This window comes from Chryseobacterium sp. FR048 (genome assembly GCF_056844665.1).
Genome location: NZ_JBXDSE010000004.1, coordinates 94,419 through 106,688, shown reverse-complemented (window position 1 = coordinate 106,688; position 12,270 = coordinate 94,419). Strand labels below are relative to the sequence as shown.

The window sequence follows — 12,270 nt, the reverse complement described above, 5'->3', positions numbered from 1 at the left end:
GCTGATTAATTAATTTTAACTTGAGATCCTTTTACTACGGTTACCGCTCCTGATTTAAGCTCTGAGCCTGAACTGCCCTCTGCTTTGAACTGGGCACTTGCTTTTACATTAATATTGGTTCCTTCCATCTTAATGTCGCCTTTTGCCTTGATCTTGATGTCTTTTCCGCTTTCGATACTGATCCCGTCTTTATTAAGTGTTAGAGAGTTAGAATGTTCATCTTCTATTTTAATAACATCTGCATCTTCATCCAAAATCACTTTTTTACCTTTAGGGGTTTCCAGTGTGTATGAAATTTTGTCATCATTAAAAATCATTTTCATCTCGCTTCGGGTAACAAATCCTTTTTCGTTATTCTCATCAGAAGCCACAATAGGAGCCGGTTTTGCACTGCTGTTCAACATTCCTAGGACAACGGCATCATTGGGATCATCATTGATGAATCCGATGATGACCTCATCTCCGATTTCCGGTCTGAAAAATGAACCTCTGTTTTCTCCTGCATCAAGGGTGGCAACTCTTGCCCAGATCCCTTCTTCTTCGGTATCGATGATCGGTATCTTTACCAGAATTCTATCTTCTCCGTCAGGATCAGATTCCAATTGTGATACGACCCCAATCTGTAATCCGCTGATGGCCGGGATAATTCCTGAGCCAGGCATTTCGCTTACATCATAGGTTTCTGAAAACCATGTTGGAGAAAGCCCGAACTGAGCGTCTACCAGCCAGTTTCCTTCGGCTATTTCATGACGGACACCTGTTACATATATTTTTCCGTTGAATCGGTTTCCTACTCCCTGAAGCGTTAATGAAACTCCTGGTTTTACTGATGGAATTCCCTGGAATTTTACTCTTCCCCTTGTCTTTGCCAGCTGCTGAAAGGTTGCTTTAGCATCGCCCCATTCCTGAAGTTCACCCTGGGTAAGGTTTCCGCCATGATTAAGTTGCAGATCTTCAATTCCAAAGACCTTTGCCAGATCACCGGATGAAAGGTTCCCATTGAGACTAATGGACGGATCCTGAGCTTCTACTTCTGTGAGTTCCTGATCGGTATAGCTCCAGGTTTTGGCTGTAATTTTGTTGAATTGATCTCTGGCGTCAATTTCTCCATCGAATTCATGGACTGATGATCCGTAAACCACTGTTTCTACGGTGTCACCGCTAAAATTAGGTTTAGCTACTTTCACTGTTCCGTCTTCAACAAAGCAAAGTTTTCCGTTGGCCTGTGCTCTGGTCAGTATAAAATCCCAATCTGAGGCACGGTACTGTATCAGTTCTTTATGGGTATTTGTGGTTGCTTCTACATCGGCAGTGGCACCACTGTTACCAATAAGTTCTTCGATAATATCACTGTCTTTACTGTCATAGAAGTATTTACTTTTTCTTCCTAAAGTCATTTTTACAGCTTTATCTCTACATTCTATGATGAGGTAAGAAGAATCATTTCTGACTTTTATATTATGCTTTACAACAACTCCTTTAAAAATAGTCTCTTCTTCAGAGTGGTATCCTGCAGTGATCTCAATTTCTTTTCCGGGAATTAATAGCTCTTCATTGCTTAGCTTAAAATCCTGTTCCGGTACACTTCCATCTAAAATAACAATGCGGGCATAAGGTATTCTGTTGACTTCTTTTTCTACTACAATGCTTTTCACACCGTATTTGCCTGGCAATTCTGTGCCTCCGGACATTACCTTATAGGTGATTAAATCCGGGTTTTTTGCTGTTTGTATGTATCCGCTATTATTCATCTTATGAAATTTTTTCTAATGGCGGAAAGAACAACTCTTGTCCTGGCTTTAACTGTCTGAAGTTGACAAGACTATTTACTTTAGCTACTTCCAGATAGTATTTGGAATCTCCGTAAATTCTTTCGGTCATTAATGGTAATGTATCTCCATCCTGTACTGTTCTTTTGTGGGTAAGATCAGGAGAAGTTGTTTTTACTGTTTTTGCTGCAAGCTCTTTACTCACTGCTCCGGAAAATGTTGCTTTTCCTACAGCTCTCAGAGGGGTTCCATCATTATTGAATAATTTATAATCTATTGTGAATTCGGTAAGAACTCCTTTAAATTCAAACTCCCCCCAAATAATGATAACATTATATGGTTTATGAATAGAGCCATTATAATTTCCAGTAGCTACATAAAATTCTTCTAGTTGATCTTCTACCGCTTTTTTACTGAAAGGATTTCTTTTTCCTAAACCTTCCTTTATTTTATTGATAAGCTTATTACCTGGATTAGCCTTTGTAACTCCGGTACCATCAAATAAAAATTCTAATTGTAAAGACCGGGGAGATCCACTGATATATTTGGGATCAATTTCACTTGTTCCAGGCTCCTGTTCCGCATTGTATTTATTTTTACGTGTCAAAGAAAAACCTGTCGGATTAATGAGAGCCACAAAAGCATTACTGCTAATCATGGTTCCGTATGAAGAATCTTTATAGGTTCCTATTGTTATTTTTTTTATTTCTCCTCCCATTATCTTTCTTTTTTACGTTGTTCTATCTTTACTGCCTGTTCTACACTTTCGCTGATTGCCCGCATGAGTTGTGCTTCATCTACCGATGTAGCAGTGGTCGTTGCTGCTGCTTTTTCGTCCACATTTATTTTAATGTGGAGCTCTTTTATTTCTATTGGCATTTCGTTTATTTTTAATCAATTATAAATACACAAAATACTTACAATCAATGATTTAACATTTTTATTTAAAAAAATCCAAGCACATAAAGGGTGTGTTCAGTCTCTGTTGTAGACCAATCTGTTGTTGTTTATGAAAAAAGATGTTGGTAAAAGTTATCTTTAAACTAACACACGCTTAAGTGCTTAGATTTGATTGTGAAATTACAAGCCTAGGCTTGCTAACGATGAGGGTATCGTGAAATATCTATATTTCAGTTCTATTGTTTCAATAGCAAGTTTGCTTTCTTCAGCATTGAATTCTGAGACTTCCCATCTTACAGGGTATGCTCCTACTACGTTCCAGACCATTAAAGGTGCTGTAGACTGCAGACCTCCCGAAAGAGAAATAATCAGGTCTCTGGGTTCAAACTGGAAGTTTTCCATAGCATCTCTACACCAGCTGATCAGTCCGGAACTTACGATTAATCCACGTTTAAGAACTAAATTGGGATATTTGGGTCTCAAAGGAAGCTGATGGGTAAATCTGTTTTCGCCTCCTTCGGCATATTCTTCAGTTGCAATTTCTGTTGATAAACCGGATATAGATTGAAATCTGGAATCAATACCCTCTGTTGTTGAAATCCCGTTAACAATAAAAGAGAAACTGGTTGGAGGATATAAAAGAGCCATGATTAGTTATTTTCAATAGTTAATCCTTCGTGTGCAATTTCTAAGGTTTCAACTGCTACCTCATTACCTTCTGCTTTCAGGTCTGTTGACTGCAACTTAAGCGGGAATGCATTTTTCAATTTCCAGGTTACTGCAGGCTCTCCGTTCTCATCTAAAAGAGAGATGGTAATAGATCTGCGCTCTACTGTATTAAGTCTAATTGTTTTGAACCACTCAAAATATTCGTTATCACTCTTGAAAGTTCCTCTTTTTAAAGTAACGTTACTGAAACTTGTCATTCCAGGCATTTTAATTTTGCTGAAATCAGGGCTCGCTCCGTGTCTGTATTCGATTAAAGCCGTTTCAGCATTTAAGCCTGTTACTTCCTGAAATCCGATTTTTTTCCCACCCCAATCTACTTCAAAGGCAAACTTTACTAATGGATATGTACTCATAATTTTATTTATATTTTATTGTTATTAATTTATTTTATGCTTCCTGCAGCTTGTGTGAAAAACGTAACACGATAAATTCTGCAGGACGTACTGCTGCCATACCGATCTCGATATTCATTCTGCCTTCTAAAATATCCTGTGCAGACATTGTTTTGTGAAGACCTACACTTACATAATAAGCTTCTTCAGGCTTGCTTCCTGCCAATGCTCCGTCTCTCCATTGCTGATCAAGGAAGTTTTCAATCATCGTCTGTACTCTGATCCATGTATTGGCTGTATTCGGTTCGAAAACGAAACGTTCTGTAGCATTCTTCACAGATTCTTCCACCATGTTGAAGAAACGACGTACTGATACATATCTCCACTCATTGCTGTTTCCGTCTAATGTTCTTGCACCCCAAACCAATGTTCCTTTTCCTGTGAAAGTTCTGATCGCATTGATTGATTTTCCGGCTACTGCATCTACATTCAGCATCTCCTGTTCTTCATGAGAGATTTTTACAGTTGGTGCCACTACCAGGTTAAGCCCTACGTTAGCCGGGGCCTTCCATACTCCGGAAGTGCTGTCTACTTTAGCATACACTCCTGCGATTGCTGATGATGGAGCCAATACTACTTTTTGAGCTGCGATTGCTTTTTGAGCGACGTTATACACCTCTGACTTATTTATTTTCAGCCATGCCATGTTCTTGTTTTCCGAAGCGATTACAACATCCACAAGAGCTCCTGCATCATTGGTTTCTTTATAGCTGGTAATTTTAACATCCTCATCATCAAAGCTATAACTTAAAACCGTTTCTAAGTTCGGGTAATACGCTGCTCCGTATTTCAAACGCTCACCGCTTGTCCCTGAACTTGGCCCTGCAGCTCCCTGAAATGCATCAGTCTTTCCAAGAACATCCATGATAACAAATCTGTCTTTCATTGATTCTGCCTGACTTAAAGCCAATCCGTATAAACCATAAGCTTCTGTTTCAGATATTGCTCCAGCATCCGGGAAAACAATAAGAGTTGGTTCGTCTTCTTTTTCAAGAGTAGCAAGACCTTTTTCGAAATCAACTAGTTCTCTTTGATCGGGATAGCCTACTACTGAAGCCTTTCCTACTGAAACAATGTAACATGGTCCTCCACCGTTGGCAAAATACATTTGCATAGCATAATGCATTTTGAAAGGGCTTACCTTAGCGTTATCCACCTTGGCAGTAACAGCAATATCTTGAATCGAAATAGAGATCGCTGTTTTTTCTTTTTTTGCTTTTCCAAAAATTGTTTCGTATTCCAACATAGAAGAGATTCTTGTCGGCTCATTTTTAGGTCCTTTTTCTGTATACCCGATAAAAGCCGGGATAGCTGTTTCTACTTGCGCTACAGATGGTGGGAATTTCGCAATTTCTTCTACGTAAACTCCAGGTGTTTTGTAATTCATTTGTTAAAAAATTTTAAGTTATTATTAGTTATTTTCAATAGTTAATCCTTCGTGTGCAATTTCTAAGGTTTCAACTGCTACCTCATTACCTTCTGCTTTCAGGTCTGTTGACTGCAACTTAAGCGGGAATGCATTTTTCAATTTCCAGGTTACTGCAGGCTCTCCGTTCTCATCTAAAAGAGAGATGGTAATAGATCTGCGCTCTACTGTATTAAGTCTAATCGTTTTGAACCACTCAAAATATTCGTTATCACTCTTGAAAGTTCCTCTTTTTAAAGTAACGTTACTGAAGCTTGTCATTCCAGGCATTTTAATTTTGCTGAAATCAGGGCTCGCTCCGTGTCTGTATTCGATTAAAGCTGTTTCAGCATTTAAGCCTGTTACTTCCTGAAATCCGATTTTTTTCCCACCCCAATCTACTTCAAAGGCAAACTTTACTAATGGATATGTACTCATAATTTTATTTATATTTTATTGTTATTAATTTATTTTATGCTTCCTGCAACTTGTGTGAAAAACGCAACACGATAAATTCTGCCGGACGTACTGCTGCCATACCGATCTCGATATTCATTCTGCCTTCTAAAATATCCTGTGCAGACATTGTCTTGTGAAGACCTACACTTACATAATAAGCTTCTTCAGGCTTGCTTCCTGCCAATGCTCCGTCTCTCCACTGCTGATCAAGGAAGTTTTCGATCATCGCTTGTACTTTGATCCATGTATTGGCTGTATTCGGTTCGAAAACGAAACGCTCTGTAGCTTTCTTCACAGATTCTTCTACCATATTGAAGAAACGACGTACTGATACATATCTCCACTCATTGCTGTTTCCGTCTAATGTTCTTGCGCCCCAAACCAATGTTCCTTTTCCTGTGAAAGTTCTGATCGCATTGATTGATTTTCCAGCTGTAGCATCTACATTCAGCAGATCCTGATCTTTATTGGAAATTTTTACAGCTGGTGCATCTACCAGGTTAAGTCCAACGTTAGCCGGTGATTTCCATACTCCCGCAGTTCCGTCTACCTGGGCATACACTCCCGCCATTGCTGATGATGGAGCCAATACTACCTGTTTAGCTGCGATTGCTTTTTTCGCCTGGTAATACAATTCAGAATTAGCAGATTTCAGATCAGATAGTTTTTTAATACCTAATACACCGGTAACTGAAACATCTGCATCTTTGAAGTCATAGCTTAAAACTGTTTTCAGTTTCGGATAGTAAGCAGCACCGTATTTTTGATGTAAAGAGGATACTTTGTTTCTGAAAGTAGCATAATCTCCAAGAACATCCATAATGACGAATCTGTCTTTTAATGATCCTGCATGGTCTAAAGCTTTGTTGTACACAGAGTATGCTTCTCCGATAGCCACCATATCTCCAGCTCTGGAACCAAGTGTAGTGCTAACCGTAGTTACTTTGCCAACAATATCGGAAGCGGTTATCAGATCTTTATCATAAGCGGTCAATACGTTCTGCGCAGCAAGCTTCACACTGGCAACAGTAGCGCCTGCAACAGCCGCTGCAGCTTTAACAGCATCTAGTACCGTCTGGGCAGCCTGAGCACGAACAATATCCAAATCGCCAGGATTAGCAACTGTAAAAGTAGCAGCAGCAGTGCTAGCAGCATCAACGGCAGCCTTTACATCTGCACCTGCAACAGCATTTGTAACAAAGCCAGCGGCATCTTTTGCTTTAGTAGCAACACTCTCATGATATGAAGCTGCCGGAACAACAGCCTGTGCAGCAACAACATCAGCATCAGCAGGAACTAAACTCTGAAGATCCGGGAAAACGATCAGTGTAGGTTCGTCTTCTTTTTTCAATAGTTCAAGACCATATAATAAAGTTTCTTTTTCCGTAGGCAATCCTACAGCCACCGATTTTGTATAATCTCCTACAGAAACGATATAACAAGGACCACCGCCATTGGCAAAATACATCTGCATAGCGTAGTACATTTTATAGTCGTTGACATCAGTCTGCATTGCTGTTGCCACACCTCCTTTGATAGCTACAGCGAAAGTTTCCGGGTTTGCTTTTCCAAAAAGGTCTTCATACTCCAACATAGAAGAGATTCTCGTTGGTTTATTTTGGGGTCCTACTGCTGTATATCCGATAAAAGCAGGAATTGCCGTTTCAACTTGCGCTACGGAAGGTGGGAAACTTACCTCCTCCTCTACGTAAACGCCAGGGGTTTTGTAATTCATTTGTTAAAAATTTTAAGTTAATATTAATTATTCCACGAAGTAAAACTTCGAATGTTCATTTGTGATTGATTGTTACGCTTTTTGTAATTTGTGTGAAAAGTTCAGTACAATAAACTCTGCCGGGCGCACTAATGCGATCCTGATTTCCAGTTCCATGGTGTTGGTATTTTTGGTTCCGGTAATGTTCACTTTGTAAGCTTCTTTCGGAGTACTACCTGCTAATGCACCATCCAGCCATTGCTGATGAAGAAAATTTTCAAGTTTAGTTTTTGCCCTTAACCATGTGTGTTCTGTATTGGGTTTGTCAATAAATTTATTGAGTGCTCCGTTTATAGATTGTCTGATCATGTCATAGTAACGGCGTACCTGTATATACTTCCATGTATTATCTTTCCCTTCTTTCTTATCCTGCCCGTCAACCGTTCTGGCTCCCCATACTAAGGTTCCTTTTCCTGTAAAGGATCTGATCGCATTGATTGACTTTCCTGAAATATGGGCATGCATACCTGCTTGTTCCTGATCGGAAATTTTTTCTGTTGGAGCTACTACATAGTTAAGGCTTACATTTGCCGGAGCTTTCCATATCCCTCTTGTACTGTCTACCCTACCATATACACCTGCCATTGCTGATGATGGCGGTAAGACTACGTTTAACGACTGTATTTCTTTTTTTACGTGATTGTATAATACTGAATTAGATAATTCTAAATTTTTAAGGGTTATTCCGTCCGCAGCTCCTTTTACGTCTTTTATATTAAGAATAGCTTCTTTTAATGCATCAAACTCTCCGCTGAAAACAGGTGCAGTTTCGTCAAAACCATCAGGGGTCATAAAATCATCAATTACTCCTGCATATATGGCTTCCACTACAGCTTTTGCTTCAGTAAGCGCCACCGTCAAAGCCTTTTTCTCAGTACCTGGATCAGCTGCTTCATGTATTTCTTCTGCAATCGCTACGGCCTGGCCCAACAGATCGGCAAGTACAAATGCATTGGCAGATCCGGTTGAGATTTCTTTACTTGCCAAGCTTTTTAATTCATCTAATGCAGCAGTTTCACCTGCATAAAGAATGGCACTTTCCTGTCCGGATTCCTGTTGTCCTGCATGTACGATAGGAGTTTCGGTCTCATCAAAAGTATAATTTAAAACAGTTTTTAAATGAGGAAAATACGCTGCAGCATGGCTGGTTAAATCAACATTTTTTCCAAAGTTATCAAGGGTATTAAAACCGTCTGAAAGGGTTGTAGAATTCCCATAATAGGTATCCAGTATAGCAAATGTATTTTTTGTTTCATTTTTTGCTTTACTAATGGCTTCATTATAAACCTCATAAAAATCAGATTCCTGAGATAAAGAGATGGCATCAGGTACAATAATAAGGTTGGGTTCTTTTATGGCATCCACGATCGCCAGTCCCTGTTTCAGTGGAGACAACGACACTTCACCAGTTGAAGGGTACTTCCCTACAGAAAAAATATAACATGGGCCGCCACCATTGGCAAAATACATCTGAAGTGAATAATACATTAAAAATTTTGCCTTAGGAGCGATAAGCGTCGTCCCTTTCCCCTTCACATCTTTTAATTGTAGACTTTCTTTTTTTGCTTTTCCAAAAAATAACTCATATTCTAAAAGGGAATTGATCTTTAACGGCTCATTATTGCGGGCAGGTACAAGTTCGGTATATCCGATGAATACTGGTACTGCTGTTTCTATTAATGCAACGAAGTACGGAAGCGTAGCAATTTCTTCAACTGAAACACCCGGTGTTGTTGGATTTGACATGTTCTAAAAATTTAAGTTAAAGGTTATTAGTTTTGTTTTTATTTTATAGTTGGTTGACTTGAATATCTTTTACATTAACATCTTTAATTAATTTAACAGAAGTCGGATCATTCGCTACAATTTTTATGATACTGATTTTATATAATACAGATGGCATTATCTTTCCGCCTAATAATCCCCATATGTAGCTCAGTTGTTCAAAAGGAACCGTGTGTAATTCTATTCTGAAACTGAAATCATTCGATGGGTCATTACCAGGATAGTGATAGGTCAATATATTATTGGCCTGAAATACTTCGATCACTTTTGAAATATTGGCCAAAGCGTTGTTATAGGTAGTTCTGTTTGCGGAAATCATCACGTAAAGATTTAAATAAGCCGGATTACTTTCCATTTTTATTTCATTCAGAGTGGGTGGTGTGACATACCTCGAACTGTTTTTCAATGTGGATTCTTCTTCAACGTTGACCAGGGTAATTACTACTTTATCTTCAATGCCCTGATTTTCGCCATCCTGTTTTGAAATGTTGTCAACAACAGTGATTTCACCCAGAATATCCTTTAAACCGCCAGGACCGTTCAACTGATCTTTTAAAACTGACAATACTTTATTAATCATAATTTCTGTTCTTAATTATTATGGTGCAAACATACAATCACCCCCCATCAAAAGACAAATATTTTGAGGTCTCAATACAGTCTTTGCAGTAAATAGGATTTTTAATTTTCGAAAAAGAGCAAAAAAAATACACCAACAAGCAATTAGTAATCAATAATTTAAACAACAAACACAATAAAATAAAATTTTGTCCTTAATATTTTTCTGATCAGACCACTACCAGATTTCATTTTATAGGTCTTATCTGGTTTTACCATTAAAAAGTATTTTATTCCAACATATGATGAATCGTAAGTAAGATATTCCTGTTTATTGATTTTGAATACATGTTTTTCATCGATATATACTGCTACTCATTCAATCCAGTAATCAACTGTTATTTGAAACAACTGCTTTTAATACTACCTTATGTTTTACTGTTTCACCGATCAGGAAATTTTCTGAAAAGGATCAGCCTGCATCATCAGAAAGATGATTTTGGTTTTTACTGCAAAGACAGAATGGAGCGGTCTTATAATTCGTAAAATGATTTTTCATCTTCTAATTTTGACCCCATAATTTTAAAACTTTAAACCTATGAACATCAAAAATCTTTTTGGTAAACGCAATGAAATCATTGGCGGCCATTTCAACGAATTACGCTCAAAGCTGGGTGTAGCGAATCAAAACGAAGAAGCTATTTTTTCTTTAAGAGAAGAAATCTGTAATGCATGCCCTTTAAAGAATGGCAACAACTGTAACGCTGTAAAATGGATGGATCCTAATACCCTGGATGTTGCAGACGGCCCGAAAGACGGCTACATCAGAGGCTGCGGATGCAGACTGAGCGCAAAACAAAGATCAAAATACAGCCTTTGTCCTGCAGGATTCTGGGGTGGAGAATTTGACCAGAAATAAAAGCTATCGGTCTACTATCGGTATTGTATAATTAAAATCTATTGAACGTGAATCAGGATCATAACATTCAGAAAGTTTTTGTTGAAATTACAGTTGACAATAAAGAAAGAGGATTGAGTATAAAAGAGGATATTAACAGCTTTTTGTCTATTGATGTTTTTCCGGAAATAGAAAAATACATCAATACTTTGGAATATAATTCAGTGGATTATACTCTGCAAATTCCCCGGTTAGAATTGAATCTGGATGTAAAAAACGGCTCGCTGAATACTGAATTAAAAGATAAAATTATCCAAATTTTTAAAAAAGAATTTTCAGCAATTTCTCAGTCTGTTGTAAGTGTAAATCAAAAAACAGAAAACGAATCCAAAGCCTACCTCATTGGTCATCAGGAAAAGACCCTAAAGGCTTTCCTCCACTTTTTAGAAAAAGGAAATATGCCCTGGTGGAATCCGGAGCGAAAAGGCATCAGCTTTTTGGAACCGGCTGTATTTGACACCTTGATTGCGGCTGAAAACTTTGAAAAAAGCATCATTCCTCTTTTGTCAAAGCAAAATGTTCAGGATCGAATGATCAATCAGCTTTCCAATGACCAAATAGCCCAACTATGTCTGGTTATTTTAAAAAATAAAGAATTAAAACTCAACTTAGAGGCAGGTACGATACGTCATTTTTCAAAACTGAGTCATTCCGACAGGCATATCATCTGGCGTTTAATCCTGAATATAGTATCAGAATATTTAAGGTCTTCAAACATCAATACACTGAAGGAATATCTTATACAGCAGATAACAAAAATAGAAACAGCAGGATTATTACAGACGAAAAACAGCCGTCAGGATTGGAAAGAAGTTGTTAAGATATTTCCTTTTATCAAAGAAAATGAAGTTTCTGAAAGCATCAAAATAAATGCGAAAGATCCTTCTGAAAATACAAAAACTTTGAAGGAAAGAATGGAGAGCAAGAATGAAAATGCAGATAAATCTGTGAAGGATGTGATGGTGAGTTTGGATGAGAATAAAGATGAAAAAGAGGATGAAAAGGTAAACTTGTATGAGCCGCTTCAGAAGGATTCGGATCAGAATGACGGACACTATGTTCAAAATGCAGGGCTTATCCTGATCCATCCATTCATTAAAACTTTTTTTGAACATTGCGATCTTCTGCATCCCAAAACCAAGCAACTCACTGATCCTGAACTAGCAGCCCATTTATTACATTATATTGCTACCGGAAATACCAATGCTCCTGAATACGACATGGTTTTTGAAAAATTCTTATGCAATATTCCAATGAATCAAAGTATTAACAGGCATATCAAGCTTTCGCGTAAACATAAAACACAAGCTAAAAATGTAATAGAAAGTGTTCAGCACAACTGGGCGCCTATGAAGAAATCCTCTGCCGCATTATTACAGAATGAGTTTTTCCAGCGTACAGGTAAGCTAGTGATTACCGATTATGATCATACCCTTACCATAGAACGGAAAGCACAAGACATTTTATTGAATAAACTTGCCTGGGGAATCGGCCTTTTCAAACTTCCGTGGCAGGAAAAATTCATATTTGTAAACTGGTAA

Annotated in this window: 12 protein-coding genes; 2 read left to right on the top strand and 10 right to left on the bottom strand. The window is 38.1% G+C overall.

Annotated elements, in window-relative coordinates:
* Window positions 1-5: 5 nt before the first annotated feature.
* The 10 genes from vgrG to AC106K_RS12950 form a co-directional block, all read right to left on the bottom strand.
* Complete coding sequence (vgrG, locus tag AC106K_RS12995) at window positions 6-1,751, bottom strand: type VI secretion system tip protein VgrG (protein ID WP_482445892.1); 1,746 nt, start codon at window positions 1,749-1,751, stop codon at window positions 6-8.
* Window position 1,752: 1 nt separating this feature from the next.
* The gene (locus AC106K_RS12990) at window positions 1,753-2,487 is read right to left on the bottom strand and encodes a CIS tube protein (protein WP_482445890.1); all 735 of its coding nucleotides are present in this window, start codon (window positions 2,485-2,487) and stop codon (window positions 1,753-1,755) included.
* Window positions 2,487-2,648 carry a DUF5908 family protein gene (locus tag AC106K_RS12985; RefSeq protein WP_185114384.1) on the bottom strand — a complete coding sequence of 54 codons (162 nt, stop codon included), beginning with the start codon at window positions 2,646-2,648 and terminating at the stop codon, window positions 2,487-2,489. The genes AC106K_RS12990 and AC106K_RS12985 overlap by 1 nt, the downstream gene beginning before the upstream one ends.
* A 201-nt stretch (window positions 2,649-2,849) precedes the next feature.
* Window positions 2,850-3,317 (bottom strand): phage tail protein, encoded by a 468-nt coding sequence (locus tag AC106K_RS12980; RefSeq protein ID WP_047095328.1) that lies wholly within the window; start codon window positions 3,315-3,317, stop codon window positions 2,850-2,852.
* Window positions 3,318-3,319: 2 nt separating this feature from the next.
* On the bottom strand, window positions 3,320-3,751 hold the full coding sequence (locus AC106K_RS12975) for a phage tail protein (RefSeq protein ID WP_047095329.1): 432 nt from the start codon (window positions 3,749-3,751) through the stop codon (window positions 3,320-3,322).
* A gap of 34 nt (window positions 3,752-3,785) precedes the next feature.
* Complete coding sequence (locus AC106K_RS12970; RefSeq protein WP_482445887.1) at window positions 3,786-5,177, bottom strand: phage tail sheath family protein; 1,392 nt, start codon at window positions 5,175-5,177, stop codon at window positions 3,786-3,788.
* Window positions 5,178-5,201: 24 nt separating this feature from the next.
* Window positions 5,202-5,633, bottom strand: a complete 432-nt coding sequence (locus AC106K_RS12965) for a phage tail protein (RefSeq protein ID WP_047095329.1) — start codon at window positions 5,631-5,633, stop codon at window positions 5,202-5,204.
* A gap of 34 nt (window positions 5,634-5,667) precedes the next feature.
* Window positions 5,668-7,389, bottom strand: a complete 1,722-nt coding sequence (locus AC106K_RS12960) for a phage tail sheath family protein (protein WP_482445884.1) — start codon at window positions 7,387-7,389, stop codon at window positions 5,668-5,670.
* Between the two features lie 72 nt (window positions 7,390-7,461).
* Window positions 7,462-9,174 (bottom strand): phage tail sheath family protein, encoded by a 1,713-nt coding sequence (locus AC106K_RS12955; RefSeq protein WP_482445883.1) that lies wholly within the window; start codon window positions 9,172-9,174, stop codon window positions 7,462-7,464.
* A 43-nt stretch (window positions 9,175-9,217) separates the two neighbouring features.
* A complete protein-coding gene (locus AC106K_RS12950; protein ID WP_482445881.1) occupies window positions 9,218-9,793 on the bottom strand; it encodes a Pvc16 family protein in 576 nt (191 codons plus the stop codon).
* Window positions 9,794-10,369: 576 nt separating this feature from the next.
* Here AC106K_RS12950 and AC106K_RS12945 point away from each other — a divergent pair.
* Window positions 10,370-10,690: a hypothetical protein gene (locus tag AC106K_RS12945; RefSeq protein WP_482445879.1), complete on the top strand. Its 321-nt coding sequence runs from the start codon at window positions 10,370-10,372 to the stop codon at window positions 10,688-10,690.
* 47 nt (window positions 10,691-10,737) lie between these two features.
* Entirely contained in the window at window positions 10,738-12,270 is a 1,533-nt protein-coding gene (locus AC106K_RS12940; protein ID WP_482445878.1) for a contractile injection system tape measure protein, read from the top strand.

What these genes read in the sequence shown, in the direction of transcription:
- vgrG (WP_482445892.1), bottom strand. Translation starts at nt 1,751, where the DNA reads ATGAATAATAGCGGATACATACAAACAGCAAAAAACCCGGATTTAATC.
- AC106K_RS12990 (WP_482445890.1), bottom strand. Translation starts at nt 2,487, where the DNA reads ATGGGAGGAGAAATAAAAAAAATAACAATAGGAACCTATAAAGATTCT.
- AC106K_RS12985 (WP_185114384.1), bottom strand. Translation starts at nt 2,648, where the DNA reads ATGCCAATAGAAATAAAAGAGCTCCACATTAAAATAAATGTGGACGAA.
- AC106K_RS12980 (WP_047095328.1), bottom strand. Translation starts at nt 3,317, where the DNA reads ATGGCTCTTTTATATCCTCCAACCAGTTTCTCTTTTATTGTTAACGGG.
- AC106K_RS12975 (WP_047095329.1), bottom strand. Translation starts at nt 3,751, where the DNA reads ATGAGTACATATCCATTAGTAAAGTTTGCCTTTGAAGTAGATTGGGGT.
- AC106K_RS12970 (WP_482445887.1), bottom strand. Translation starts at nt 5,177, where the DNA reads ATGAATTACAAAACACCTGGAGTTTACGTAGAAGAAATTGCGAAATTC.
- AC106K_RS12965 (WP_047095329.1), bottom strand. Translation starts at nt 5,633, where the DNA reads ATGAGTACATATCCATTAGTAAAGTTTGCCTTTGAAGTAGATTGGGGT.
- AC106K_RS12960 (WP_482445884.1), bottom strand. Translation starts at nt 7,389, where the DNA reads ATGAATTACAAAACCCCTGGCGTTTACGTAGAGGAGGAGGTAAGTTTC.
- AC106K_RS12955 (WP_482445883.1), bottom strand. Translation starts at nt 9,174, where the DNA reads ATGTCAAATCCAACAACACCGGGTGTTTCAGTTGAAGAAATTGCTACG.
- AC106K_RS12950 (WP_482445881.1), bottom strand. Translation starts at nt 9,793, where the DNA reads ATGATTAATAAAGTATTGTCAGTTTTAAAAGATCAGTTGAACGGTCCT.
- AC106K_RS12945 (WP_482445879.1), top strand. Translation starts at nt 10,370, where the DNA reads ATGAACATCAAAAATCTTTTTGGTAAACGCAATGAAATCATTGGCGGC.